The following is a 25,096-nucleotide window of genomic DNA, read 5'->3' as shown; positions in this document are numbered from 1 at the left end:
AAGAAAAATATGCGCAACGCATTCGTCATCATTCACCGGTGGGCAGGGCTCTTTATCGCGGTGTTCCTGTTGATCGCAGGGCTCACCGGCGCGCTGATTTCATGGGACCATGAGCTTGACGAGGCGCTCAACCCGCATCTCTTCCACGCCAAGAGCACCGGTGGCCCATCAATTGATCCGCTAGCCCTCGCCAAAAAAATCGAAGAAGCCGATCCGAGGGTAAGAGCCACCTTCTTCCCCCTTGCGATCGAGGAAGGTCACAACTTCGAGGCCTTTGTGCAGCCGCGCGTCGATCCCAAAACGGGTGAGCTTTATTCAGTAGACTACAACCAGGTATTCCTGGATCCCGTGACCGGCGAGGTCGCGGGCAAACGCTTCTGGGGCGCAATCTCGCTCGACTCAGAGAACATCCTGCCGTTCCTCTACAAGCTGCATTACTCGATGCACATCCCGGATATGTGGAACATCGAGATCGGCATGTGGTTCATGGGGCTGGTCGGCATCGTCTGGCTGTTTGATTGTTTCGTCGGCTTCCATCTCACGCTGCCACGTCGGCGTCGCGGCAGTGCCGCCGCAGCCGTAGCGACCGGAGCCAAGCATGCCGAAAGTCCTCAGGCCGGTACTAGCCAATCTTGGTGGCAACGCTGGAAACCAGCGTGGAAAATCAAGCGGGGAGCCAGCACCTACCGGCTCAACCTCGACCTGCACCGCGCCTTCGGGCTGTGGTTGTGGCTGATGCTATTCATCCTCGCCTTCACGTCGATCTCAATGAATCTCAACGATGAAGTCGTACGGCCGATCCTCAGCACCGTTTCGACACTCACGCCCGATGCCTTCGACGACGTGGCGGGAACTCCGTTGAACAAGCCGATCGAGCCTAAGCTGAACTTCGCCGAAGCCATCAAAGCAGCTGGGCGCGAAATGCAACGCCAAGGCTGGAACGAGCCCCCCGGCAGCGTGTTCTACGGCACCCAGCACGGGCTTTACGCGGTGAGCTTTTACCGCCCAGAAGACGACCACAACACGATGGCGATGAAGATGCTGTTTGTCGACGCCTCAGACGGATCCTTCAAGGGCGGCCGCATCCCGTGGGAGGGTACAGCCGCCGACATCTTCATGCAGCTGCAGTTCCCATTACACTCGGGCCGCATCGCCGGGATTCCGGGGCGTGTGTTCCTGTCGTTCATGGGGCTAGTTGTGGCGCTGCTGTCCATCACCGGCATCGTCATCTGGTTCAAGAAGCGCGCCGCCCGCCAGAGCGCCACGGCCTCAAGGACACGCGACCGCGGCTACGGATCATCGGCGCCCAACAACATCCCTGCGGAGTAAAGGCGGCAAAAGGCGTGGCGCAGCGAATCTACCGGTTGACGCATCCCGTCAAAGAGCGCCGCGCAATCGCATAATTCAGCGGCAATAGCCCCCTTCTGACACAGCAAGATCTCCGACACGCTTCCGCTGCGGCGCCTGTCCTGAAATGCTCAAAATTATATTCGCATATTACTATGTGTCGCGTATGTTTGGGCAACAAGATGATCAGCCAATCCGATCGCGACGGGAATGGGAGAAGACGAGATCAATGCGCTTACTTTGCCTTGCCACGACCATGGCCGTCCTAGGTGTGACAGCTACAGAATATGCAGCCCGAGCTCAAACAGCCACAAATCCGGAATTGATGGCTTACGGAGAATACCTGGCTGGAGAATGCACGACCTGCCATCAGACAAAGAGCAGTTCGGATGGAATCCCGGCCATAACGGGCCTCGATACCGATCACTTTGTTTCAGCACTCGAAGCCTACAAAAGCGGATCACGCACCAACACCACAATGATCTCAGTCGCGCGCTCGCTCGACGCAGAACAGATAAGGGCCCTCGCGGTTTATTTTGGCTCGCTCAATCCGAACAAATAACTACGACCAGAACCACCTGTACACCACACGTCAAAAAGGCCGAACGCTTATCCGAAGCGTTCGGCCTTTTTCATGAATTTGGTCTCATGAAAAGCTGCCGATCTCCTAATCCGGAAGATCCGCAACTCCGGCTTCAAGCCGGTTTCGCAAAGATGTCCGACACAATGCCCGAGTACCATCCGAAGCTTTCGGTGAAGGTTTCCTCGCGCAAGCCTACCGGCTCTCCCGGCTTCGAGACAAAGCTGTCCTTCGCAACGAGCGCCGGCTTACCCTCCTTCTCACCCGGAGTGTAGTTGGCTCCGACCTTGATGCCGTCCTTCGGCGCAATAGCCGACCAACATGTGTTGCGGAAACGCGGCGGGAACTTCTTCTTCTCGGCAAGTTCTGCCAGAATGTCAGCCGCAACGACTTTGGCCTGGCTGTTTGCAGAAAACGCCGACTTGGGCATCTCTGTCGCCACGGAAGCATCACCCAGCACGTAGACGTTTTCCACCTTCGTGGAAGACATGTTCTCCGGATTGGTGGGGCACCAATCTCCTTCGGCACACCCTGCGCGATGCGCGATCAAGCCCGCGCGTTGCGCTGGCACAATGTTGGCGACATCGGCCTTCTCCTTGCGCCCACTGGCAGTCTCGATCTCACCCGTTTTGGGATCGACACGCGTCAAAGCATAAGAATCAATCTCGTCAGTGAGATTCACTTCGATGATATCCGCGTAGTGAGCCTTGAACCCTTCCATGAAGGCTCCCTGTTTGGAAAACTTCGTTTTCGGATCAAACAGGATGAGCTTTGATTTCGGCTTCGCCGTCTTCAGGTAGTGCGCGATCATGCACATACGCTCGTAAGGCCCAGGCGGGCAGCGATAAGGGTTAGGTGGAGCCGCAAGAACAACGAGGCCCCCGTCATCCATGGCTTCAAGTTTCGCCTTGAGAAGCTTTGTCTGCGCACCGGCTTGCCACGCATGCGGCATGAGCTCGGCAGCTTCCTTCGAATAGCCCGGAACGGAATCGTATTTGAGCTCGATGCCAGGTGACAGCACCAAACGATCGTAGGGCAATTGCGTGCCGCCCTTCAGCTTCACAACCTTCGCAGCTGTATCCACGTCCTCGGCCCAGTCGTGAACGACTTTGACGCCAAGATCTGAGATGTTCTTATAGTCATGGGTAATGTCGTCAAAAGAAACGAGACCACCGAGATACAAGTTCGAGAAGAAGCAAGTCGTGAACGCCGGATTAGCCTCGACCAACGTCACATCGAGATTCGGAGCGGCAGCTTTGATCTTGTTAGCCACCGTTGCGCCACCGGCGCCACCGCCGACGACAACAACCTTGGCACTCCCCTGAGCAATGGCTGCCCGGCCGAATGTTAAGGTTCCAACCGCAGCAACACCTGCCGCACCAGCCATATAGCCAAGCTGCCTGCGCGTGATCTTTTTCATCCTAAGCCCTACTCCCTTTCTGCGTGCTTCCACACGACAGATTTTCCAATCGGCTGAAGCTGCCAAGCCCCCGCAAAGCTTGTTGACCTCACCCCCTAAAGTCCTCCCGCAACCCCATACTCCCGACTACGCTTGTTTGACTGACATGCGCGCGAAGCCCATGTTTCCAACCCGCGATGAACTAACGTTCACCACATCATCCAGCGATTTTGAGAAAGGTAACGATATCCCCCCTGATTCAGTTATATCTGATCAGTTCCACCCAGCCATCATGTTCAACCCCGCCGGCATTTATTGTCGACGACATCTAGAATGTGGGAGCAGGGACGTATCGTCCATGTATGGCCACGCCTCGTGAAACATCACGCAACGATGGCGTTTTGTAGGCTTACCGACTATTTCCAAAAGGATGATCAAAAACGTCTGATCTACGAACGACTTAGATAAATCCGAAGGGATGGAAAGATAAAGTTGCACATCATCCCAATCCAGACGCACTCTTCGATCGAAGGCCTATAAACACAAACTTGAGGCGAAACCCAGCACGCACACAAGCCCATCCTTGCCCATCGGAGACTCGGGCACGTATGATAAGCGTGCGTAAGCACAGCGATCGCTGGCGATTTGGTACAAAGCCCACAGATCTGGCTCAATCAAATCGCGCCGTCTGAATAGCTACGCACCGAGTAAGACAATCAATACCTGCGCAATCACGGATTCACTGATGAATGAAACGTTGGCACTTGACGTCTCAGAGGAAACGCGAGCCCAGCAGGCATATCGTGTGATCGAAGAAATGATCGTCACCCTGAGGCTACCTCCCGGGTGCCGCATTTCGGAAAACTCGATCAGCAACAAGCTCGGCCTGGGCCGCACGCCAGTTCGCGAGGCGATGCAGCGGCTTGCCCGTGAGGGCAGCCTCACAATCATGCCGCGCGCTGGCGCGATCGTCTCCGAAATCGATATCACGGACCAGTTCAAGCTGATCGAGGTACGTCGCGAGTTGGAGCGCGTGATCGCAGCACGGGCTGCACGGTTGGCTGGTCAGGCGGAAAAAACACAATTCATCAGCCTTGCCGAACGGTTTGATCATGCGTCCCACGAAAACGACGAGATGATCTTCATCGCCGCAGACCGTGAGTTCAATCACCTGGTCGTCGCAACGGCGGACAATAAGTACGCGGCCGCCGCAATGGCGCCAATTCAGGCACAAACACGCCGGTTCTGGTTCCTCAACTTCAACAAGTTCGGAGACTTGAAAAAAGTGAGCGCGATGCATGCCGATATAGCGCGCGCCATCGCCGCCAACGACGCGGATGGGGCCCGCGCCGCATCCGATGCCCTGATCGACTATGTCGAAGAGTACACAATGAAGACCCTGCAGGCCCTGATCTGACGCCGCAGGCGTGATCGCTCGAGTAGCAGCTGCGCCGAAAAAACTTACCGGGTCCAGACTGCCGCAAGCTTTTTGGCGGCGCGCTGGAGAGTTGGCACATATTTCACAGCAGTCTTCGCCGTGAGACGCGATTCAGGGCCGTGCAATGCAAGTGCCGCCAGCGCGGTGCCGTGTTCATCCAAGATTGGCACGGCGACGCCGACGATGCCGATGTTCTGCTCCTTGTCATTCAACGCATAACCCAACTCGCGCACGCTGGCCAAATGCTGCTCCAGTTTGGCGTAATTAGTGATTGTGTTGGGCGTGAACGACTCTAGCTTTCGGGATTGAAGAAGCGTTTTGCGAACTCCGGGCTCAAGGTAGGCAAGCATGACCTTACCGCCTGATGTGCTATGCGCTCGCACGCGCGATCCCGCAACAAGATGCACGCGAAGTGACCACTCGCATTCAATGCGTTCCAGATAGACAAAATCCCAGCCATCGAGCGCGCCGACGTTGCAGGTCTCGCCGGTTTCGTCAACGAGGGCGGACAAAATTGCCCGGACCGGCGCCGTCTGATTACGTGAGCGCAACGTAGCGAATGCCAAATGAGACAAACGCGGACCCACAGTATAACGATCTCGCGAAGCATCACGAACAATGAGCCGGTTATCCGTCAATTGCTGGAGCAGCCTGTGAATCGTCTGGCGTGGCATGCCAAGACGCAACGTTAACTCTGGCAAGCTGACCGGCTGCGGATGGTCCACGATTGCCTCAATAACAAGCATAGATTTTTCAAGCGCGGACAGCCGATCTGAACTGTCACCCTCACCCGCCGACTTAGAGGCTAGAGATTTTTCGTTTTGTTTTTTCATTCTCCAGTGCGTCTCCACGTCCGCAAGGTAACAATCTGCGCGTCTGCGCTAAAGCCAGCTGAAAGAAAGTCAGAACTTCCGCAACGAACTGTAGTGAGATGTCCGTATGCCGATAACCGACGCTCGGGCGCAGAGCAATCCGACATTTCAAATTCCAGAATTAGTCACGCATATTGCTCGAGCCTGTTTTCAAAGGGTCGAATCACACTTTTCAATTGCCGCAGTGCAGCATTTGTTTTTGCTCTGCCGCATTACCTTTGTTTTTTCTTGGCATACTCGATAGAGCGTTGACACGAGCCCCTACGATACGCAAAGCTGGACGCAGTGTCTCACATTTTTGAGACGCTGACGAGGCTCGGCAGGCGCACACGACAAGGAAAAATTCAATCGCATCACGGCCCGAGCCGTTCTTAACAACGATGAATTTAACGGAACAACGAGCCAGGCTACAATGGTTCGAATTCCACGGAGAGGAGACACTCAAGATGCTAAGACGATCCTTGCGCGAGGCGGCCTGCGCCTCGACCCTTGCGCTATTGGTACTCGGCGGCGTAGCGACGCAAGCCGCGGCCGATGAAAAATACCCGTCCCGGCCGATTGATATGATTGTTACCTTCGGTCCCGGCGGCGGCGCGGACTTGATGGGTCGTAAATTTGCGCAGCTCGCAGAACCCATTCTCGGCGTTCCTCTGCCTGTCGCCAACGTATCCGGCGCTTCCGGCAACGCTGGCCTCACCCGCCTGCTCACGGACTCGAGTGATGGATACAGCGCAGCGACACTTATCGCACTTTCGGTCTCTGCATGGGCAGCCGGAATCGGGAATCACAACCCGGATGAGTTTGCCTATGTCGGCATGATGCAGAGCTCGCCCTCGATGTTGTTCGTCCGTAAGGACAGCCCGTTCAAATCCTACAAGGACCTCGCTGAATTCGCGAAAGCCAACCCAGGCAAGTTGCGGTGCGCAACGTCGGGTTACGGCACGATGGACGACATCACGCTAAAGTACCTAGCCACCAAGGGCGTGAAGATCGTGAACGTACCGTTTGGTAAGCCCGCCGAGCGCTATGCTTCTGCCGTCGGCGGTCATACGGACATGATCTACGAAGAACCCGGCGACGTCGCGCAGTTCCTCAAATCCGGCGACCTGCGTCCGCTCATTGTGTTTGACGAAAAGAGCCACGAGTCGTTCCCCGATATCGAAACGTCGAAAGAAAACGGCCTCGAAATCAACGACCTTCCAAATTTTAGAACCATCGCTGTTTCGTCCAAGACTCCCGCTGATCGCGTTGCAGTGCTGAACGAAGCTGCAAACAAAATCCTCGCTTCGCCAGAATGGAAAGAATTCTGCGAAGGAACTTACACCTGCACCAAGCCTCTTTCTCCTGAAGAGACCAAGGAAACCGTTGCGAAGTTCTACCAAACGGTAAAATCCTATCTGGAGCGCTTCCCCACGACCGCCGAAGAAAAGAGCGCGTCGAAGAAAAAGTGATGATGATTGGACTACCCGGCGTCGCGTTATCGCGACGCCGGCTTTCGTTTTTAAGACCTCGCACGGCAAAATATGCCTGCACCGTCTGCTGACTACGATGCGCCCGACTAACCAGCGCTGATCACTTTGGCACTGGACTGGTTACGGTATAGCCGCGCACTTCCTGCTGAGACGCGCCGCCCACCCGACGACGCACACCGAGATCGATAAAAGATGACATCTTCAAAACGCCTGATCCGTACAGCGTTCCCTCTGTCGATGCTGCTGGCCTGCGCATTCTTGTGGACGCACATCGCCTCAAACCCCGCCATGCTTAACGTTCCTAATGCCGTCGGCCCTGGCGGGTGGCCCAAAGCCATGTTGGCCGGCTTGGCATTTTTCTCCCTGCTTGCGTTCCTTGTCGAATTAAACAACTGGCGCATCAGTGCGCGCGACGGGAACGACACAACACAAAACGGCGAAAAGGCAAATAACGGCTCAGCCGTTATGGCCATCGCCGGAGTCGGGGTGATCCTGATTTACGGCTTTGCAATCCCTTACCTGGGCTTCGCACTGGCCACATTCCTCTTTATCGTGACCTGGTGCCTCATGGGCCAGATCCGGTCGCCCATAACCATCAGCCTTGTCAGCATCATCGGTACAATCGTCCTTCTCTACATGTTCGTTGCCCTGGCCAAGATGCCTCTCAACCGCGGCGTCGAACCCTTTAATCAATGGACGATTTCGCTCTATCGCGTGCTGCGCATCTACTGAGAGGCTAACCAATGGATCTCCTTTCTCTTTTCTTGACCGGTCTGCATGGAGCCCTCCAGCCCCATAACTTCCTGATCCTCATAACGGGCTTGATGATGGGCACCATCGCAGGCGCGTTACCAGGCATCTCTTTCGTCAACGCCATGGCGATGGCTCTGCCTTTTACCTATGTGATGGAACCGGTCACGGCGATGTGCTTCCTCGGGGGCATCTACGCAGGCGGCGTATTCGGCGGATCGATCTCTTCGATCCTCATCAACATTCCCGGTACACCCGCATCACTCCCCGCGTGCTGGGACGGCTATCCTATGACGGTCAAAGGCCTTTCGACGCGTGCGTTACGCATCGCGATTACGGCCTCTGCTACTGGTGGCCTCCTGTCGGCAATCTTGCTCGCCGTCGGATCCCCGCCCTTCGCTGCCTTTGCATTACGGTTCGACCAACCGGAATTTTTTGCGGCAACCATCCTCGGTCTCGCCAGCGTCGTGGCAATTGCAAAGGACATGCCGGTCCTCAGCGCCCTTTCTATGTTCATCGGGCTGGTGATCGGTTGCGTCGGCATTGATCCTCATCATGGCCTTAGCCGCTTCACCTTTGGAATCCCGCAAATTGAAAGCGGGATCAACTTCACGGTCGTGATGATCGGTCTTTTCGCCATTGGCGAGGTCGTCGACCTGTTGGCAAAAAACGTAAACCTGAAGAGCTCGTTCGCACCCAAACCAGGCAAACAGATCACCTGGCGTGAACTCTGGCAGTACAAGGGATCAATGCTGCGTGGCTCAGGTCTGGGTTGCATGGTCGGCATGATCCCAGGCGCAGGCGCCACCGTCGGCGCGGTTCTTGCCTACGGTGTGGAACGTCAGGCCTCGGGTCGCGGCGCCGAGTTCGGTACGGGCGTCGAACAGGCGCTTGCTGCTCCAGAGGCCGCTAAAAACGCCACGACCGGCGCAGCCATGATCCCACTACTGACGCTCGGCATCCCAGGCAGCGCAGCAACCGCGATTATGTTGGCTGCGATGCTCATCCACGGCATTAATCCGGGGCCGTTGCTGTTCCGCATGGATCCATCATTGGTCTATACGATCTTCGTTAGCATGATCATCGCCAACTTCCTGATGATCATAGCTGCCGTCGTCGTCGCCCGCGGCTTCTCTACGTTGATGAAGGTTCCCCCCGCCATCCTCGGGGCCTTTATCATCGTATTGTCCGTCGTCGGGGCCTACGGCGTCCGCAACAATATTTTCGACGTCTACGTATGCCTGATTTTCGGCGTCCTAGGCTTCATCATGAAGCGCGCAAACTTCCCGACGGCTCCGCTCGTTCTGGGCGTAATTCTCGGCCCGTTGGCAGAGCGCTACTTCCTGACGTCGCTTGCAAACTACGAAGATAATTTCTGGATCTTCGTCGAGCGCCCGATCAGCGGAACTATCCTCGCGTTGGCCGCCGCGTTCGTGCTCTGGTCGTTGTATCCGGCCATCTCATCCCGTTTCAAACGTACGAGCGAGATAAACGCTCAAACTACGCAATCGAATTAACCGGCAACATGCCGGCAAACACGGCCGTCGAAGGCGAATTTCGCCTTCGACGCACCTTGACTCGCGACATTCGTCATGACACAAAAACAAGACGCAATGTCCCATTTTTTGAACGCGGCAACTTCGCCGAATTCACTTCGCGCTGGAGACAACGATGACATCTGAAGCATCGACACTAGAAGTATCGGGAGACAAAACCGCTCAGACCAACCTTTCTCCAAAGGAGATTGTTGCGGAGCTTGTGCGCCGAGCGCGCGCCGCGATGGAGGCTTACGAGAACCACGATCCGGAACGCGTAGACGACGCTGTCCGCGCCCTAGCGTGGTCGATCTATAAGCCCGAAAACGCGAAGTTTCTGGCTGAGATGGCCGTGGAAGATACGGGCTTGGGCAACGTACCCTCCAAGATCATCAAGAACACGCGCAAAACATTCGGGACATTGCGCGACCTGCTTCGGGCCAAAACGGTCGGCGTGATCGAAGAAAATCCAGAACGCGGCATGGTGAAGTATGGCAAGCCAGTCGGCGTCGTTGCCGCTGTTTGCCCCTCGACCAATCCAGCTGCCACGCCCGTCAACAAAGCCATGATGGCGATCAAGGGCGGCAACGCCGTGATCATTGCTCCCTCACCTTCGGGACAGATCACGACAGCCAAGACCGTCGAATTCATGCGCGCCGAGCTGAAGAAGTCCGGCCATCCAGAAGATCTGGTTCAACTCCTCCCTGCCCCCGTCTCGAAGGAGACGACGCAGGAACTCATGAACCAGGTAGACTTGGCAGTCGTCACGGGCTCTCAGAATAACGTCAAGCGGGCCATGCAGTCGGGCACGGTTGCGATCGGCGTCGGCGCCGGCAACGTTCCGGTCATCATCGACTCCACCGCAGACCTCGACGATGCCGCTGAGAAAATCTGCGCATCCAAGATCTTCGACAACTCCACATCATGCTCATCGGAAAACTCGGTCATCATCCTTGATGACATCTACGAGGATGCGATCGCCGCGTTGACCCGGGCCGGGGGCTGGCGCTGCACGAGAAAAGAACGCGACAAGGTTTCTGAAAAGCTATGGATCGATGGCAAGCTCAACCGCCACGTCATCGCGAGGGACCCTGACGTCACCGCGAAGGCCCTTGGCCTGGCTCCAGAGGCTGAACAGTCAAAGTTCTTCATGGTCGAAGAAGACCATATCGACGGCAAGCATACCTTTGCAGATGAGAAGCTTTCGCTGGTCCTCACGGTCTATCGCGCCAAGGACTTTGCCGATGCGAAGCGCATCGTGCACGACGTATTGGAAGTGACCGGCAAGGGCCACTCTGCCGGTATCCATACGAAAAATCTCGACCACGCACGCGAACTGGCGGCGGATACCGATGTCGTGCGCATTCTCGTCAATCAGGCACACACATTTGGAAATGGTGGCGGCTTCAACAACGCCCTGCCGTTCACGCTGTCGATGGGTGGCGGCACCTGGGCCGGCAACACCATCACCGAGAACCTCAACTACCGCCATTTCATCAACATCACCCACCTGGTGACGACCATTCCAGAGGACAAGCCGTCAGAGGAGGAGCTGTTCGGCCCCTACTGGCAGCGCTACGGCAAATAAATAAGAAAGAAGGCCGCAAACAATGAACTTCGAAGAACACGCAGCAAAACCGCTGCTGGCTAACCACGGCATCGCCGTGCCTGCCAGCCGTCTTGCAAAAACTCCAGACGAAGCTGCTGCAGCGGCTTCCGAAATTGGTCCGTGCGTCGTCAAGGCCCAGGTTCCGACAGGCAAGCGCGGTAAGGCTGGCGGCATTAAGCTTGCAGCAAACGCCGACGAGGCCAGAACTCATGCCTCGAACATTATCGGCATGACCATCGGCGGGTGGCCCGTCGAAAAGGTCATGATCGAAGCTCAGACGCCAATCGCGCGAGAACTCTATGCTGCGATCGTGAACGACTCCGCCTCCAAAGGCCCCATGCTGCTCTTCTCTCCAATGGGCGGCATGGACGTGGAAGAAGCCGCAGAGGCTGATCCCAACGCGATGCGGCACGTGGTCATTCCGATCGCCGAGGGATTGAGCGAAGCCGCGGCGCGGCAGGCCGTTTCGGGGCTGGACCTGAATGCCGTCGAGGACGACCTGGTCTCAACACTGTTAAAGCTCTATGAGGCCTATCGCGCACTTGACGCAGAGCTTCTCGAAATCAATCCACTGGTGATCACGAAAGATAATCGCGTCATTGCGCTCGATTGTAAGCTCACGGTGGATGACAGTGCTGCGCCGCGCCAACAAGAAATCATCGGTCTGGCCGCCCCTGAGAAATACACCACGCTTGAGGCTGCAGCCGCAGCCGAGGGCCTGAAATACATCGAGCTCGGTGGCTCGGTCGGTGTGCTCGCGAACGGCGCAGGCCTGACGATGACGACGATGGATGCCATTGCGCACTATGGTGGCTCGCCCGCAAACTTCCTTGAGATCGGCGGCGAAGCTTACACGAAGGCAAAAACGGCGCTTTCGATCCTTCTCGAAAACAAGAATATGAAAAGCCTGCTCGTCAATTTCTGCGGCGCATTCGCCCGCACTGACGTCATGGCAGAAGGCGTTGTTTCCGCGTGGTTGGAACTTAAGCCTGACGTTCCGATCTTCTTCACAATTCACGGTACCGGAGAAGATGAAGCCGTAGCACTGGTGAAGGACCGGCTTGGCATCGAACCTTTCGATCTTATGGACGATGCCGTCAAAGCTGCTGTCGCAGCGGCTGCGAACTGACGAGGTGCTGAAATGATCCCACGTAAATCTCATACAATCCTGGTGCAGGGTATTACCGGTAAGCAGGGAACCTTCTGGACCAAGGCGATGCAGGACTACGGCTCTAACGTGGTCGGTGGCGTTAACCCGAAGAAGGCCGGCACCGAGCACCTCGGTGTTCCCGTCTATGCGACAGCCCGCGACGCGGCAAAGGAACGCCCCTTCGACATCTCCGTAATGTTCATTCCGCCAATGCTTGCCAAATCGGCAGCGATCGACGCGTGCGAAGCTGGAACAAAACTGCTTGTCTGCCTCACTGAGCACATCCCTGCGCACGACGTCATGGAAATGCACGTCGCCGCAAAAGCCAATGGAACTCAGATAGTTGGACCGAATACTGCGGGCCTCGTCACGCCAGGCGAATGCTTCGTAGGTATAATGCCCGCATTCAACGAACGTGTCTTCCAACCGGGACGCGTTGGTGTTATTTCGCGCTCCGGTAGCCTCGGAACGCTCGTCAGCTTGAACCTAACGCAGGCCGGCATGGGGCAGTCCGTTTTCTACGGCGTCGGGGGCGACCCGATGATCGGAACGAACTCTGCTCAGGCTCTGCGTATTCTCGATGCGGACGAGAAAACCGATGCAATCGTCTTATGCGGCGAAATTGGTGGCTCCGCTGAAGAAGAAGCTGCCGAATATGCAAGCACAATGAAGAAGCCCGTCGTTGCATTCATCGCGGGTCGCCAATCACCACCAGGAAAGAAGATGGGCCACGCCGGTGCCATCGTTGCCGGGGGCAAGGGTGATTATCCATCCAAACGCGCCGCTTTGGAAAAGGCCGGCGTGGCGGTCGCAGACACGCCAAGCGCGCTCCCCGCGCTCTTGTCGCGTCACTTCGCAGCGGCCTAACACATACAAACGTTTGTCACATCAACCGGGCAATCCGGTGCAACTCGTCAACTGTAGGACAAGGACCATCACCGTGAAAATGACCACCGAAGAAGCCTTCGTGAAAGTGCTGCAGATGCACGGCATCCAGCACGCGTTTGGCATCATCGGTTCCGCGATGATGCCGGTTTCCGATCTATTCCCTCGGGCCGGCATTACGTTTTGGGACTGCGCACACGAAAGCAACGCCGGCATCATGGCTGACGGTTACACCCGCGCAACGGGCAAGATGGCCATGGCCATCGCCCAGAACGGTCCGGGCGTAACGGGATTTGTCACGGCGATTAAGACGGCATACTGGAACCACACACCGATGCTGCTGGTCACGCCGCAGGCGGCCAACAAAACCATCGGCCAAGGTGGCTTCCAGGAAGTCGAACAGATGGCTCTGTTCCGTGACATGGTTTGCTATCAGGAAGAAGTCCGCGATGCCTCTCGCGTTGCGGAAGTTCTGAACCGCGTCATCAGCAAGGCTTGGCGTGGTTCGGCACCGGCACAGATCAACGTGCCGCGTGATTTCTGGACCCAGGTCGTCGACATCGAACTGCCGCAGATCGTGAAGATTGAACGCACGGGCGGTGCAGACAATTCAATCGCCGAAGCAGCAAAGCTTCTCTCCGAAGCGAAGTTCCCCGTCATTCTCTCCGGCGCAGGTGTTGTCCTGGCCGGCGCGATCGACGCATGCAAGACGCTTGCGGAACGCCTCGACGCTCCAGTCTGCAGCAACTACCAGCACAACGACAGCTTCCCCGGTTCGCATCCACTGGCTTGCGGTCCGCTCGGCTACAACGGCTCGAAGGCCGCGATGGAGCTGATCGCAAAAGCGGACGTCGTTCTGGCCCTCGGCACGCGCCTCAATCCTTTCTCCACGCTGCCGGGCTACGGCATCGACTACTGGCCAAAGTCGGCCAAGATCATTCAGGTCGATATCAATGCCGATCGCATTGGCCTGACCAAGAAGGTCACGGTGGGCATCTGCGGCGACGCCAAGAAAGTTGCCGAGCAGATCCTCGAGAAGATGGATGCGTCCGCCGGTAACGCTGGCCGCGAAGAGCGCAAGGCGCTCATCCACCAGACCAAGTCGGCATGGCTGCAGACGTTGTCGAGCATGGACCATGAAGACGATGATCCCGGCACGCACTGGAACGAAGAAGCTCGCAAGCGCGAACCCGAGCACATGTCACCACGCATGGCTTGGCGTGCCATTCAGTCTGCGCTTCCTGCGGATGCGATCGTGTCGTCGGACATCGGCAACAACTGCGCAATCGGCAACGCGTACCCGACGTTTGAAGAGCCGAGAAAGTATCTCGCACCGGGCCTGTTCGGTCCTTGCGGTTACGGCTTCCCGGCGATCCTCGGCGCGAAGATCGGCTGCCCGGATGTTCCTGTGATCGGCTTTGCTGGCGATGGAGCATTTGGCATCTCGATGAACGAGATGACAGCCTGCAGTCGCGAAGATTGGCCAGCCATCACCATGGTAATCTTCCGCAACTACCAATGGGGTGCTGAGAAGCGCAACACCACGCTCTGGTTCGACAACAACTTCGTCGGAACCGAGCTCAGCCGTGAGTGCAGCTATGCACGCATCGCCGATGCTTGCGGGCTCAAGGGTGTTACGGTGAAGACGATGGAAGAACTCTCAGCGGCGCTTAAGGAAGCCGTGCGCGAGCAGATGGAAAATAAGGTGACCACGTTCATCGAAATTCTGCTCAACCAGGAACTTGGCGAACCATTCCGTCGCGATGCGATGAAGAAGCCTGTGAAGGTCGCTGGCATCGAGCCGGGCGACATGCAGTCTGAACAAGTTCTCGCGTCTCTATAAAACACGTCACTAGAAAAGGCTGCGCCGCGACGCACGAGAGGGAAGCAAATGACAACTTCGGAATCGAAGGCCCCCGATCGCGGCCAGCACCATTTTCTTGACATCACACCAAGATGCCCGCGCGAACTCCTCGCGCGGGCTCAACAGATGGGCAAGGCCCGCACAGCCGTGATTTGTGCCGATGCCGCATTGCCGATGATGTCCTTAGAAGGCGCCGTGCGCGCCGGGATATGCGAGCCGATCCTCATCGGCAATCGCGCGCGCATCGAAGCAGAAGCCGCCAAACTTTCCTGGGACATCACCCCATACGAAATCATTGAGGCCGACAGCGAGCAGGACGCTGCGCTTGCCGGCATGCAGCTCGTTCGCGACGGGCGCGCAGATATCGTGATGAAGGGCCAGATTCACACCGACGTTATGATGAAAGCGGTGCTGAATAAGCAGACGGGTATTCGCCGCGACAGCCGCCTCGTACACGTCTTCCACATGACGCCACCACACAGCGACCACCCGATCATTCTGTCGGACGGCGCTGTCAACGTCGCGCCAGATCTTGAGACACGCAAATTGGCTCTTCGAGCCGTCGTCGATGTTGCACATGCGGTCGGCATCGCGAAACCAAAGGTCGCTCTGCTTTCAGCAACCGAAGAACCAATTCCATCGGTGCCTTCAGCACAAGAAGCCCGTGAGCTTAGAGACTGGGCGCGCGAAAACATTTCGGACGCGGCTTTCAGTGGTCCGCTCGCGCTCGACCTCATTTTGTCCAAGACTGCGGCCCAAGCGAAGAACCTCCAAAACGACGAAGTCGCAGGTGCTGCCGACGCAATCGTCGTTCCCGATCTCGTCTCCGGCAACGTACTCTTTAAAGCGCTGGTCTATTTCCGTTCGGCTTGTGCCGCTGGCGTGGTCCTAGGCGGTCTGGTTCCGATCGTTCTGACGAGCCGCGCAGATCCACCGGAAGCGCGCTTGGCCTCTTTAGCCTTGGCATCACTTCTCGCCCCCCCGCGCGCTAAGCCTCAAAAAGAACAGGCGACAGCGGCGGTCTAGAAAACTCACATTTCGTAACAGGATCGACGTTGCACCAGTGTGTTGCACGGGCGGAGCGAACGCACACCTGCATGCATGACCAGTTAAAAGATGTATATTTGATATTGCTTTAACCTTGCCCCCGAAATAACATGCATCATCAATGCATGTTTGCCGGCCAAGCAACTTGGCTACACAGGTCCTGCGGAGGGTCCGCCCGAATGCCGGCAAGACCAGTCGCGGGCGCGATAAGGGAGGAAAGCATGTCGAAGAAATTACTTGGCATGGCGATCGCGGCAATAATCACGACAACCGCAGCCAGCGCGAACGAACAGCGCATTGCGTTCCCCAAAGACTATGCCAGCGATTTCAAAAACTACCTGAGTCTCGACCGCGTACAGAACCCGGATCAGATCATACGACTATTCGCGAACGACCGAGCGCTCAGTGCAGCAAAGGAAGATGGGGTGCTTCCCTCAGGCTCAATTCTGGTTGGTGAAATCTACGCCGCTAAGAAGGACGCGCAGGGCAACATAATCACGAGCTCACTAGGACGCCGTATCAAGGACAAATTGTTAGCTGTAGCAGTCATGGAAAAAAGGACGGGATGGGGTTCAGCCTTCCCTGAAGAGTTGAAAAACGGAGACTGGGACTTCGCCATATTCTCCCCCGATGGCAAGCGCCTAAACAAGGATCTCAACAGCTGTCGGGGATGTCATGCCCCCTTAAAAGATACGCAGCACATCTTCTCATTAGAGCACCTCACAAAATAGGCTAGGCGCGTTTTGGAGCAGCACATCACCGCTAGGGATTGAAGCGAATTAAAGCCAATCCTCGCGGGCCTTTGCCTGTTTTAATCCGTGCAATCTCGCGCGCAGCATCGAGATCGATGACGGAGACATCATCCGAAAACCAATTCGCGATGAACGCTTTGCGTCCATCGTCCGCGACGGCAACACCCTCCGGATAATCTCCGATGCGCACGACGTGTTGCAGTTCAAATCCATCGCGCGCAAAAATCGAAGCCGTGCCTGACTGCTGATTGGCAACCACAATGCGCGCGCCATTTGGAGGCAAACCAATACCGTAAGGAAGTTTGCCGGTCTCCAGATCGCGCAACTTGGCCGGAACGTCCGTGTCGATCACGCTAAGGGTGGAGGCCTGCACGTTCGCAACGTAGGCCTGAGTTTCATCTGAACTAAGCGCAATGGCAAAGGGCGCGCGGCCCACATCAACTGTAGCAGAGACTTGAAGCGTCGACAGATCGATGACGCTCACACTATCGCTCTCACGATTAGCAACGTACGCGAACTGAGCACCCGCAACGATTCCCGCTGGCGACTGCCCCACCGGAATGCGCACAATCTCAGTTCCGGATACCGCATCAATCACGTGAACACAGTGCAAATTCCAATCGCTGATAAGCAGACGATCATCGGCATCCACAACGATGCCGAAAGGCGTCCCCTTCACCTCAAACGTCTTCTCAACAGTGAGGCGATCGGCATCAAGAACCGTCACCTCACTCCGTTCCGGATGCGTGATGAAGATCCGGCGCATCTTGGCTGACGCCGCAATAGCTGCGGGCGCCGTTGCCACGGATATCGTGTCTGTAACCGCCATCGCCTCAACATCGATAACGCTGATTGAGGAACCGGCCTGGTTGACCACAAAGAGCCGTTCAGAAGACGAAGCGACCGAAGGAAAAGACACCAGTAGGCTAACCACAAAAAGAAGGCCCGTTCGCCACCACGTCACAACGCTGCAGCGCATGATCATTTGCCTGCGGCGACTTTAGCTTTCAAACCCTCGAGCCCCTCGCGGAAAAACGTCTCCATGGCTTTCACGGCAGCTTGATCATTCAGGTTCTCGGGAGGAAAATTACTCGTGTCCGCCCGATAAAATCGTCCGAGCCAAACGACTTCGCTACCGCCGCCATCGCCTGGCTTTACCGACAAGGTCGCCGAGTAAAAGCTTACCGGCAACGCTTCGATATTTTCCTTGGAAAGACGATATCCGTAGGACATCTCTTCGGCATTGTACTCATCCAGTCCATCGACAATGACGCCACCGGACTTAAGGGTCAGAGTACGCTCGGCACCCGGTTTATTGCCCCCAGTGGCCTCTGCTGTTTCGACGCCAGGATGCCAATTAGCTAATCCTCCGAAATCGCTGACGACAGCCCAGACGTCCGCGGGCGAACTCTTCAAAACAATCTTTTCTTCGACCTTCTGCGGGGTGGGACCGTGAGCCGATGCGGCCAACGGCCCTAAACACGTCAGGGCACCCAGCAACAGCAAGGACCATCGCATCATTGATCTTCTCTCCGATTTAAATTGGAACACGGGGCATCACATCGCGCTGACGCCATCGGCGCACGCGATCGAGAGCAGGGAGCAACGCGCTGATCAGCAGAAGCAGAATTAAAGCGGCACTCGCAGGGTAGGGACGAATATCCGCAGCGGCTTTGACAGGCCGTGAGCGGCTGACAGCCTGAAGTGACGAGACCAAGTCACGGGTCTCGGCGAGATTGGCATATCCAAGCCCGGTCTGTTCCGCGAGCGTTTCAAGGTAGGCTTCCCGCACCGACGAGAGATGTTCATCACCAGCCGTAGTCGCACCACCCCACGGAGCATTGCGAGGATGATATCCCGGCCGGGAAGAAGCGTCCTTAGGTGGAAGACCAACACGGTTTTCATGAGGAACGTCTTCGCGGCCCCATGTGCCAATCTCCCGACCATCAAAATCAAACTTCGGGATTGGCGATTTCTCGCGCCCGCCAACGCCTACGATCAATCCGCTAACGGTGCCAGGCTCACCATCGAATACCGGGCCTCCAGAGGCGGGCAGCGGCGGGGCCTCTTGCCCATCTGTAAAGAACGCAAGATTGGCATCGACACTGCTGGCAATCTCAACTGCTTTGTAAAGACCACGAGACACGTGACTGTCAGCCGCCCACGCCATCCGCCAATCCAGTTGTCGCACGGAGCCATCGAGCGCCGCGTAGTTCGCACACACCTCGGCAGGTTCAAACAGCAGGAAAGACGAGCGTTCCGTAAAAACCCCCAGCCCTAAACGCGAGCCGCAAGGCAGACTCGTCAACAAGCGCCGGACGGCGGCCTGCGACGCTTCAAGACGGCTTCCGGCGCGCCCGTCTACGTTCATATCGCGCGTATTCATACTGCCGGTGATGTCGAACACAGCCACAACATCGAGAACCGGTCTAACAAGCTCAACACGCGGAACAAAAAGCGCCGCAAGCGCTAGTAGCCAAGCCGCACCTGTCAGCCAGAACCGGATATCCCGAAGCGCCATCTTGATCACGGTAGGCCTCTTGGAATTCCGGGAAGGTCCGTCCAAACGCGCTTGGATTCACCTTCGGCGTCCTCGTCTTCACTGAAATCCGGCTGCGGAAAATCACGCACGAGCCGCATAGCAACATCCAGATTGTATTTGTAATCCCAATTCTCTGGCCGAACGCCGAGAGCCTTCCGGTAGTCATCCTTGGCGAGCCGCACGAGAGGGATCGCATGATCAAGGTCCCGCTTTTCAATCGCATGAAAGGCGAGACGAATGCGGGCATTCGCCAGATTGTAGAGTGCATCTGCTTGAGCGGCTGGCTTCATATGCGGTACGGCTTCATCAAGAAGACTTTGCGCTTCATCCAGCCGATCCCGGAATAGGAGAAAATGGAGGCGCGCCATCACAACCTCCGAAGACGCGTAAACGGGATCGACAGCGACATCCTCTCCCGCCACCAAAGCTCTCACCGTTGCATTGCTAGCGCGCTTTTCGAGGTAGCGTCCCCCCGCATACGTGAATGCAATGCTACTGGCAGCCAGCACCGCTATGATGATGATGCCTCTGGACGATAGAAATCGCGGCCGCTCATCGGAAAGACGCTCTGTACGCCCAGCACTCGCAGAGTCACTTAGCGTTGTTGCGCGCATCATGCAGTTCCTCGGAATTGACCAATCACCAAGATCACAGGGCGCAACCACCGACGCGTCTTAAGCATCTCAAACATTCGCCCCCTTCCAAGTTCGCGCGATACCCACTTCGCAAAGCTTGGCCAAAAGCAAAATCGCGAGGCACACCGCAGCGATCGCGTAAGTCCAATGCGCGAGGTCCGTTTGAGGAACACGCTCGACATAACGGATAGGTTCGCGCTCGAGCTTATCGATCTCCGCAATGGCATCAGCGACGGATTGCGGGTTATCCGCCTCAAAGGCTCGGTAGGGTGCGCCAAGCGTCAGGAAGAATTTGTGCAGGTGCCGCTCGGGCAGTGCTTGCGGAGTATCCTCTTCTCCCTGCCGAGGTTCTTCGTAGATCCCTCGACTGCCTTCCGTGCGCAGATAGAGCCAATAAAGATTGATCCGTCGTTTACTGAAGCCCTGCCGCAAAAGTTCCTGAACTTTACGGTCGATAACCGCAGCGCCATCGGACACAAGCACGATGGCACGCGAAGCTGCAGCCGGATCAGCCTCATGTGTTGCCAATGACAAAGCCAAACCCCGGCCGACATCTGTGAACGCAAGCCCAGGACGATCGATTGCACGAATGGCGGCGAGGACGGCTTCCTTGTGATCCGTAATCGGAAGCACAAGGAACGGCGCCGTGGAAAACGCCGCGACCCCGAACCGGTCATGCGCACGCTTCTGAATAAAATCTTCGAGCAGAACCCGCGCCGCCGTGGACTTCGACATTTCGTCCCCAGTCGGCTGACGGCCAGCAAACGTCTGATCCATGCTACTTGACCGATCGATCAAGAGAACAATATGCGCTCCAGTCCCAACGCGTTCGATACTCGTCCCGCGAACATGGAGCCCCGCCAATCCCAAAACCAAACCGAGAAGGCTCAAACTTAGGAGCGCACGAAGCCCCCAGTCGACCGCGGTTGAAAGCCAATCTGGATCCATAAAATCAAGCGACGCATAATCGTGAGTACGCTGGCTGAGCCAAACCAGAGGCACCAATGCCAATGGCAGCGCCAACAGAAACAGAGGGTGAGCAAAGGTCAGGTTCATGCCACCGCCCTCTCGCACTCGCTCATAGACGTGGCAAAGGTCGCTAGATCCGAGAGTGGTAGCTCAGCGCGACTCCCCAACATATCGTCCGCGAAAAACGCCCGCCGGGACGTCTGAAAAAAACGCTCGATATCAGGTCGCAAAGACTCAAATTCCGGACGCGCAACCAAAAAACTATCGAGGTCCTCCGCCAGCACGCGTCGTTGCGAGGCTTCATCAAACGCGCGGTGCAAAGCAAGAAGTGCGAGCCTATAGTTGGCCGACTGCGCCGCCTTTGCTGCTTCTCGACGCACGGTACGCATCGCCTGAGTGAAGGGCCTGCGACGACGACGGTGAAATGGCCACAGGGCCAGATGATGGGCAAGCAACAACAGGGCAACGACTGCGGTCACCCCGGCAATCGCCATACTGGTGCGTTCAAGAGTCGTGGAACTTAAAGAGACCGGAGCATCAGCACGCAACAACTTGGCCGGACCACCCTCTCCGTTTTTCTCCGGCATGATTTCACGGAGAGGCGATGAAATAAACGACCAGGACGGAACAACTGCCTGCGTGCTCTCCCTCTCGGGTCGAAGGACCCGAAACCTGATCGCGGGAATTTCCAGCTTACGCGGCTCGAGCGGTGCATAGAATGTTTGGTATGCGAGCCGTATCCGATAATGCTTCCGCACGCCTCGAACATACTCATCAACGTCAACCGACTTCAATTCTAGCCAGTAATTGAGCGGCCCTGGTCGCGGAATGCTCGCAGGATCAATCTTGGCGTCGTCGGCCACTGCCACGTCGGCATCTCGCGTGAGCACATCCCCGATGAAATAGCCAACGGAACGTGGCTCGACAACATGAACGGTAGGCGTGTCAGCGTGCGCCACACCGTTCCCCAAAACTAAAAACAAGGCCCCTGCAAGAACACGAAGGATCATATGCCACCCCCTGCGAAGTAGGTGGCCAAGCGATCCCAATCGATCACATCTGTGATCTCAAAAGGCTCTCGGCCATGACGGCTTGCGATTGCACGCAAACGCCCACGACGGTCTGCATCCACGCGACACCAACGCGTCTTAAGCGACGGGCGCATCGCAACAAGTCGCCGACGCCCTGTCTCAACATCCCGAAGCGCCAAAAGTCCCCAATTCGGCAATCCTTCAACTTCAGCGGAGTCGCGCAAAAGAATTGGAACCACGTCGTGAGGGCTAAGCGCAGCGAAAACATCCCCCATTTCTTGAGAGGACATCTGGAAATCTGAAATCAGGATGACCAGCTTGCGACGGCCCGCAATCAATTCAGATGCCCGGATCAATCCCTCAACGCCCCGGCGGTTAGGTGTAAGCCCGCGCAGTTCTGCCGCGAACTCAACCTCGCCCGCCCGCGCGCGCGTGGCGCGTTGAAAGAGTTCGCCGTGCACGTCGCTGTCACAAGCAATAATTCCGAACGCATCACCAATGCGACGGGCAGAGGCTGCAAGAACCGATACGAGATCCGCAGCAAGAGAAATCTTGCTCGTATGCCCGACGACACCCATCGAGCCCGTAACATCTACCAACGCATACGCGGTAATCGCGCTGTTCTGCTCAAAGCGGCGAACTCGCAACGCCTCCAGCGGATCGCGGGCACTCGCACGCAAATCGATGCGACGCGGATCTGGGTTATCCAACAACGACACGTGGTCTTTGAATAGTCCGCCTGTCCCACCTTGGCGTGATCGGTGAGCGCCGGCACGCACAGCGCTACTCCGCCAAGCCAAGCGGAAAGGTATATCAACGGCAGGAGGCATCGCTCCGACTGAATTCCCGCGATCGTTGATCATGCGCCATCCGAAGGGGCCGCAACTGTTTCAAAAAGGGCGTCACAGAGCTCTCTGACAAGGGCATCCCGGCGCAACTCGTAGACTGGATCGAGGAAGATCCGATGCGCCATCGTCTCCACAAAGACATCGCGAAGATCCTCCGGAACAACCATCGAGCGTCCAGCAAGCCACGCCGCAACACGTGCAGCGCGCAGCAGATAACTGACACCGCGAGGGCTCGCGCCCCCTTGAACAAAGCGCGCCATGTCGACACCGGGTATCGAAATTCCCGCTGTCTGCGGATAACGAACGGCTTGCCAAAGATCGAGCACATAGCGCTCCAGGGCTGCACTCGTATGCACGCTATGTTGGATGGCCTTCGCAACAGCACCAAGTTGTACGTGATCCAGAATTGCCTCTGGAACCGTTGCAACCAACGCGTCCGCATCATGATATTTGGAATCAAACGCGAGCTGCCTGCGTGTCTCTAAATCCTGCGGCGCTTCGATACCAATCTCCATAAGAAACCGGTCCCGTGCGGCTGCAGGCAACTCGAATGTTTCCTCGCGTTCAATACGGTTGCGATCGGCAAAAACCTGAAGATGCGGCAATGGGTATTCGCGATTGAATGCGGTGACGCTGCGCTCTGCCATCAAGCGGAGTAGAAGCGAGTGCACCTGCGGACGGGCGCGATTGATCTCATTGAAAAAGAAGACCGCAAGATCTGATCCGTGACGCAGCACGGGACCAGGTTCAACTCTCGGGCGCCCGTCTTCAGCAAGGTAGGTGTGATAGACAAAGTCCGCGGGCATAAGATCGATAGTGCCTTCGATGCGTTCGTACGCACCCCCCATTCCTCGGGCCGCCGCGCGTAGAAGCGTCGTCTTTCCGACGCCGACATCGCCTTCAAGCAGAACGTGACCACGTGCAAACACCGCGATGGTCATCAAATGCAATGCGCGCTTTTGCCCAGCAATCACCTGGCCAAGTTCGCGCTCAAAGGACCGAGCACGCTCGCGCCAGTGCGCCAAGTCCACTGTTGCAAACTCCGAAGGAGATGGCGCTGCCGGCCGGCCTATGCGTTCAACTGACATTCCTGCTCCTGGAGTAACACGCGGCCACTCCGGTCACAGCTCATCATATCCTCCACGAGAACCCTAGGAGAGCACTGAAGAGCCGGTCACCGGCGCAAAAGGAGGGGCGCGACTTGGCCGCGCCCCATTTCACCTCGGGAGGAAGCAGAGCGGTTTTGCAAGCGTAGCACTGCACCGAGGCGTCAAACCAAGCTCACTATTGGATCTTGGAAACGTCGTAGACCCATTTTCCGGTCTTCTTAAAATTCTCCACGCGCTTGGCGTTCCGCTCTTCCATCGAAGCAATCGATGCCGACTGCTTGTTCAGCTCCTTGGGATCATGCTTGGGGTCATACTTGGAGCCGGCCACCTTTTCAGGATAGCCAGGCTTAGGCTCCCAGCAGTTGCCAGGGGCTTTGCATTTCGTTCCATCATAGGCCATTGCGCCTCCAGCAACGGAAAGCAGAGCAGCAGCGGCGATGACCGAAATCAATGTCTTCATTTTCGTTTCCTCCATGGGTCTTCAGGTCTTGCCAGTTCACCCGGCGGCCATGCGGCCACCGCTTCAATCCGCCAACTCGCAAAGGAAATTCCACCTACTTCGGACGGAAAGGATGAGCTCATTGCGCGGAAACTTTGCAGGCATCCAGAGCCGCAGTCTTTTGCTCCTCTGACGCCGAACTATTTTCTTCTGCGGATTTGTCAGGCTTGAATGGCGTGAAATTTTTCTTTTGCTCGTCAGTAAGCCAATCGGCCTCGGCCACATCACCAGTATAGAGATGACGAATCCAAGCCATCATCAGCAGCATTTCATCCAACTGCAGGTGGCTTCCATGCGGCCCCATCATGCCTTGCGCACCACCAAAGATTGTTTCGAACAATCCCTTGTCGGTTTTGTTTTTGGGATAGGTCCAATAGCTATCGTTCAAGCCCGGACCAACTTTGCCTTCGGCATAGTGACCGTGGCATCCCGAGCAAGCGACCAGATAAGCTTCTTCACCCTTTGGCAGACATTCCTTCACTTCCGTGTAGGGGTTGATTCCAGTCTGCAAGAATTGACGAACAGCCTCCGTATCGCGCCCCTCGGGCAGCGAGTCATCGAGATTGAGAACTTCACCGGTAATCGTGTGCCGGAATGTTACCTGGCCCGAAGCCACACCGAGACCAAACACAAACACTGCGCTGGCAGCCGCAGTCATGATCAGTGATTTTTTCATTACTGTTGGTCGCTTCTCTACCTTTATATCGCGTTGCGATTCACATCTGTTGGAGCGAGCAATCACGGAGTGCACGGCAATCGCAGC

At 56.7% G+C, this 25,096-nt stretch carries 24 protein-coding genes; 12 read left to right on the top strand and 12 right to left on the bottom strand.

Annotated features, from left to right (window positions below; translation table 11 throughout):
* The first annotated feature begins 9 nt into the window (after positions 1 to 9).
* A complete protein-coding gene (locus tag K5845_RS15900) occupies positions 10 to 1,329 on the top strand; it encodes a PepSY-associated TM helix domain-containing protein (RefSeq protein WP_287959460.1) in 1,320 nt (439 codons plus the stop codon).
* A gap of 247 nt (positions 1,330 to 1,576) precedes the next feature.
* Positions 1,577 to 1,909, top strand: a complete 333-nt coding sequence (locus K5845_RS15895; RefSeq protein WP_139165372.1) for a c-type cytochrome — start codon at positions 1,577 to 1,579, stop codon at positions 1,907 to 1,909.
* A gap of 133 nt (positions 1,910 to 2,042) precedes the next feature.
* On the opposite strand, the gene K5845_RS15890 is transcribed toward K5845_RS15895, so the two are convergent.
* Positions 2,043 to 3,347 carry an FCSD flavin-binding domain-containing protein gene (locus tag K5845_RS15890; RefSeq protein ID WP_046478404.1) on the bottom strand — a complete coding sequence of 435 codons (1,305 nt, stop codon included), beginning with the start codon at positions 3,345 to 3,347 and terminating at the stop codon, positions 2,043 to 2,045.
* A 724-nt stretch (positions 3,348 to 4,071) separates the two neighbouring features.
* Between K5845_RS15890 and K5845_RS15885 the strand changes: the two genes are divergently transcribed.
* Positions 4,072 to 4,743: a GntR family transcriptional regulator gene (locus K5845_RS15885; protein WP_090230030.1), complete on the top strand. Its 672-nt coding sequence runs from the start codon at positions 4,072 to 4,074 to the stop codon at positions 4,741 to 4,743.
* Positions 4,744 to 4,787: 44 nt separating this feature from the next.
* Here K5845_RS15885 and K5845_RS15880 read toward each other — a convergent pair whose 3' ends face one another.
* Entirely contained in the window at positions 4,788 to 5,597 is an 810-nt protein-coding gene (locus tag K5845_RS15880) for an IclR family transcriptional regulator (RefSeq protein WP_082101165.1), read from the bottom strand.
* 485 nt (positions 5,598 to 6,082) lie between these two features.
* Between K5845_RS15880 and K5845_RS15875 the strand changes: the two genes are divergently transcribed.
* From K5845_RS15875 to K5845_RS15835, 9 genes are all read left to right on the top strand, one after another.
* Positions 6,083 to 7,087, top strand: coding sequence for a tripartite tricarboxylate transporter substrate binding protein (locus tag K5845_RS15875; RefSeq protein ID WP_046478403.1), 1,005 nt, complete (start codon positions 6,083 to 6,085; stop codon positions 7,085 to 7,087).
* A 213-nt stretch (positions 7,088 to 7,300) separates the two neighbouring features.
* Positions 7,301 to 7,840, top strand: coding sequence for a tripartite tricarboxylate transporter TctB family protein (locus tag K5845_RS15870; RefSeq protein WP_046478402.1), 540 nt, complete (start codon positions 7,301 to 7,303; stop codon positions 7,838 to 7,840).
* An 11-nt stretch (positions 7,841 to 7,851) separates the two neighbouring features.
* Complete coding sequence (locus K5845_RS15865; protein ID WP_046478401.1) at positions 7,852 to 9,375, top strand: tripartite tricarboxylate transporter permease; 1,524 nt, start codon at positions 7,852 to 7,854, stop codon at positions 9,373 to 9,375.
* A 154-nt stretch (positions 9,376 to 9,529) separates the two neighbouring features.
* On the top strand, positions 9,530 to 10,981 hold the full coding sequence (sauS, locus tag K5845_RS15860; RefSeq protein ID WP_287959459.1) for an acylating sulfoacetaldehyde dehydrogenase: 1,452 nt from the start codon (positions 9,530 to 9,532) through the stop codon (positions 10,979 to 10,981).
* Between the two features lie 22 nt (positions 10,982 to 11,003).
* Positions 11,004 to 12,131 carry a succinate--CoA ligase subunit beta gene (locus K5845_RS15855; protein WP_046478400.1) on the top strand — a complete coding sequence of 376 codons (1,128 nt, stop codon included), beginning with the start codon at positions 11,004 to 11,006 and terminating at the stop codon, positions 12,129 to 12,131.
* Between the two features lie 12 nt (positions 12,132 to 12,143).
* Positions 12,144 to 13,019, top strand: coding sequence for a succinate--CoA ligase subunit alpha (sucD, locus tag K5845_RS15850; protein WP_046478399.1), 876 nt, complete (start codon positions 12,144 to 12,146; stop codon positions 13,017 to 13,019).
* A 73-nt stretch (positions 13,020 to 13,092) separates the two neighbouring features.
* The gene (xsc, locus tag K5845_RS15845; protein WP_046478398.1) at positions 13,093 to 14,880 is read left to right on the top strand and encodes a sulfoacetaldehyde acetyltransferase; all 1,788 of its coding nucleotides are present in this window, start codon (positions 13,093 to 13,095) and stop codon (positions 14,878 to 14,880) included.
* Between the two features lie 48 nt (positions 14,881 to 14,928).
* A complete protein-coding gene (locus tag K5845_RS15840) occupies positions 14,929 to 15,927 on the top strand; it encodes a phosphate acyltransferase (RefSeq protein ID WP_287959458.1) in 999 nt (332 codons plus the stop codon).
* Positions 15,928 to 16,169: 242 nt separating this feature from the next.
* On the top strand, positions 16,170 to 16,679 hold the full coding sequence (locus K5845_RS15835; protein ID WP_287959457.1) for a cytochrome P460 family protein: 510 nt from the start codon (positions 16,170 to 16,172) through the stop codon (positions 16,677 to 16,679).
* A gap of 31 nt (positions 16,680 to 16,710) precedes the next feature.
* On the opposite strand, the gene K5845_RS15830 is transcribed toward K5845_RS15835, so the two are convergent.
* From K5845_RS15830 to moxG, 10 genes are all read right to left on the bottom strand, one after another.
* Positions 16,711 to 17,679 (bottom strand): YncE family protein, encoded by a 969-nt coding sequence (locus K5845_RS15830; RefSeq protein ID WP_287959456.1) that lies wholly within the window; start codon positions 17,677 to 17,679, stop codon positions 16,711 to 16,713.
* Between the two features lie 2 nt (positions 17,680 to 17,681).
* Positions 17,682 to 18,221 (bottom strand): SRPBCC family protein, encoded by a 540-nt coding sequence (locus tag K5845_RS15825; protein ID WP_348270689.1) that lies wholly within the window; start codon positions 18,219 to 18,221, stop codon positions 17,682 to 17,684.
* A gap of 16 nt (positions 18,222 to 18,237) precedes the next feature.
* The gene (locus tag K5845_RS15820) at positions 18,238 to 19,221 is read right to left on the bottom strand and encodes a vWA domain-containing protein (RefSeq protein WP_287959488.1); all 984 of its coding nucleotides are present in this window, start codon (positions 19,219 to 19,221) and stop codon (positions 18,238 to 18,240) included.
* A 5-nt stretch (positions 19,222 to 19,226) separates the two neighbouring features.
* Positions 19,227 to 19,859 (bottom strand): hypothetical protein, encoded by a 633-nt coding sequence (locus tag K5845_RS15815; RefSeq protein WP_287959455.1) that lies wholly within the window; start codon positions 19,857 to 19,859, stop codon positions 19,227 to 19,229.
* Positions 19,860 to 19,925: 66 nt separating this feature from the next.
* On the bottom strand, positions 19,926 to 20,933 hold the full coding sequence (locus K5845_RS15810) for a vWA domain-containing protein (protein ID WP_287959454.1): 1,008 nt from the start codon (positions 20,931 to 20,933) through the stop codon (positions 19,926 to 19,928).
* Entirely contained in the window at positions 20,930 to 21,856 is a 927-nt protein-coding gene (locus K5845_RS15805) for a nonribosomal peptide synthetase MxaA (RefSeq protein ID WP_287959453.1), read from the bottom strand. Before K5845_RS15805 ends, K5845_RS15810 begins: the two co-directional genes overlap by 4 nt.
* Positions 21,853 to 22,740 carry a DUF58 domain-containing protein gene (locus tag K5845_RS15800; protein ID WP_287959452.1) on the bottom strand — a complete coding sequence of 296 codons (888 nt, stop codon included), beginning with the start codon at positions 22,738 to 22,740 and terminating at the stop codon, positions 21,853 to 21,855. The genes K5845_RS15805 and K5845_RS15800 overlap by 4 nt, the downstream gene beginning before the upstream one ends.
* Positions 22,737 to 23,813 (bottom strand): AAA family ATPase, encoded by a 1,077-nt coding sequence (locus K5845_RS15795; RefSeq protein WP_082101168.1) that lies wholly within the window; start codon positions 23,811 to 23,813, stop codon positions 22,737 to 22,739. The genes K5845_RS15800 and K5845_RS15795 overlap by 4 nt, the downstream gene beginning before the upstream one ends.
* Positions 23,814 to 24,009: 196 nt before the next feature.
* Positions 24,010 to 24,294 carry a methanol dehydrogenase [cytochrome c] subunit gene (locus tag K5845_RS15790; protein WP_046480360.1) on the bottom strand — a complete coding sequence of 95 codons (285 nt, stop codon included), beginning with the start codon at positions 24,292 to 24,294 and terminating at the stop codon, positions 24,010 to 24,012.
* A gap of 118 nt (positions 24,295 to 24,412) precedes the next feature.
* Positions 24,413 to 25,009, bottom strand: coding sequence for a cytochrome c(L), periplasmic (gene moxG / locus K5845_RS15785; protein ID WP_046478395.1), 597 nt, complete (start codon positions 25,007 to 25,009; stop codon positions 24,413 to 24,415).
* Between the last annotated feature and the right edge of the window lie 87 nt (positions 25,010 to 25,096).

Source organism: Filomicrobium sp. (assembly GCF_025698805.1).
GTDB classification, from domain to species: Bacteria; Pseudomonadota; Alphaproteobacteria; order Rhizobiales; family Hyphomicrobiaceae; genus Filomicrobium; species Filomicrobium insigne.
Note: the sequence above shows the minus strand (reverse complement) of the source record. Positions and strands in the feature narration are given on the sequence as shown.